Genomic DNA, 1,507 nt, shown 5'->3' on the forward strand with positions numbered 1-1,507 from the left:
CGCCGCGCTGCCGGGCCCGGCCGGAGTGCCGGGGCCGCTCGCGGGAGCGGCGGCCGCGCCGGGCGAGCCGCCGAGCAGCCCGCCGATGACGGCGGCCGCCAGGGCCGTCGCGCCCGCGGTGGTCGGCCTGGGTCCCCGGAAACGCACGGGCTCCTCCTCGCTTCTCCTCGTCGCGTGGTGCTCGTGTGGCGCTCGTCGCGGGCCGGTGCCCGGTGGCCGTCCCCAGGCCGCGCCCTCGGCCCCGGGCCTGCCGGTCTCCGGGGCTCGGAGCTGCCGGGCCTCAGCAGCCCGGGCCCCGGGTTCTGCCGGGCCCCCGCCCCCGGGCCCGGGTCCTCCGGCCTGTTCCGCACCCGGCGTCCCCGGCCCCCGGCCCGACGCCCCGCCCTTCCCGGACCGCCCCGCGACACGTTCCCGCGACACGTTCCCGGGGGAGTGTCCCGCATGGGCCTCCCGGCGTCGGCCCCGGGCCGCCCCGACGGCGGGATCGCCCCGGCGGCGTGCGGCGTGCCGACCACGGCCGCTGCCGAGCCCACCACCAGCCGGTGAGGGTGTCAACGGCGGTGACCGATGTGCCGGGATTGCCGCGCGGCCCGGTCCGGGCCCCGGCGGACCCGTCCGCGCGCGGACGGGTCCGCGCGGCACGCGCGTGAGGCCGTCCCGCCGCAAGTCTGTCGCCTGAAAGTGTGTTTGGCCCGTAGGCTCTGTGCCGTTCGTGTCGTATGACCGTCAAATCATGCGTCTGCCGCTGCCCTGAGTGGGTAGGGCTTGGCATGTTCCGACCCCGATAGCACCGGAGGCCTGCCTCGTGGCCCTGTCCGCGCATCTTCTGCTGTCCTCGCCGTCCAAACCCTCCGATCCGGTGAACGCGCGGGAGCCCGACCCGCTGGCCGGGGTGTCCGACCCCGACTCCGTCCTCGACGGCTCCGGCGCCCGCGGCGGCGCCGAACCCCCGCTGACCAGCGAGCCTCCGCTGGCCCACGCCGCGCCGCTGACCAGTGAGCCGCCGCTCGCCGTGGGTATGGAGCCCAGGGAGATCTAGAGCACCGGGCGCCTCCCGGGCACCGGACGGGTACTGGACGGACCGGGCGGGCGCCGGGGACGCGCGGGCACTCCAGGCGGCCGGGGCGGGCGCCGCGGACATCCGGAAGGGGCCTGATGGACGACCTGAGGGGCAGGGCGCGGCTCGCCGAACTGCACGGCGTCGCCACCTCCTACGAGCCGGAGCCGGGCCGTACGGTCCAGGTGTCCGCCGACACCGTCGTCGCCGTGCTCGCCGCGCTGGGCGTCGACGCCTCCACCCCCGCGTCCGTACGGGCCGAGTTGGAGCGGCACGCGGACCGGGAGCGCGCCCGGCTGCTGCCGCCCTACGTGGTCGCGCGCCCCGGCAGGCCGCCCCGGCTCGCCCTGCCCGAGGGCACCGGGCTGCGGGTGACCGCCGAGGAGCCGCCACCCGGGGCCCCCGCCGCGCCGCGCGCCGCCGCCCCGGAAGCCGCCGCGACCGCCGCCC

The 1,507-nt window shown here is 79.1% G+C and carries 1 protein-coding gene and 1 pseudogene; both read left to right on the forward strand.

Annotated features, from left to right (window positions below):
* Positions 1-805: 805 nt before the first annotated feature.
* Positions 806-1,039: a hypothetical protein gene (locus RKE29_RS29810; RefSeq protein ID WP_312008833.1), complete on the forward strand. Its 234-nt coding sequence runs from the start codon at positions 806-808 to the stop codon at positions 1,037-1,039.
* 116 nt (positions 1,040-1,155) lie between these two features.
* Positions 1,156-1,507: pseudogene (locus RKE29_RS29815) on the forward strand (4-alpha-glucanotransferase); the annotation flags it as partial.

The organism is Streptomyces sp. B1866 (genome assembly GCF_031932565.1).
In the GTDB taxonomy this organism is placed as follows: domain Bacteria; phylum Actinomycetota; class Actinomycetes; order Streptomycetales; family Streptomycetaceae; genus Streptomyces.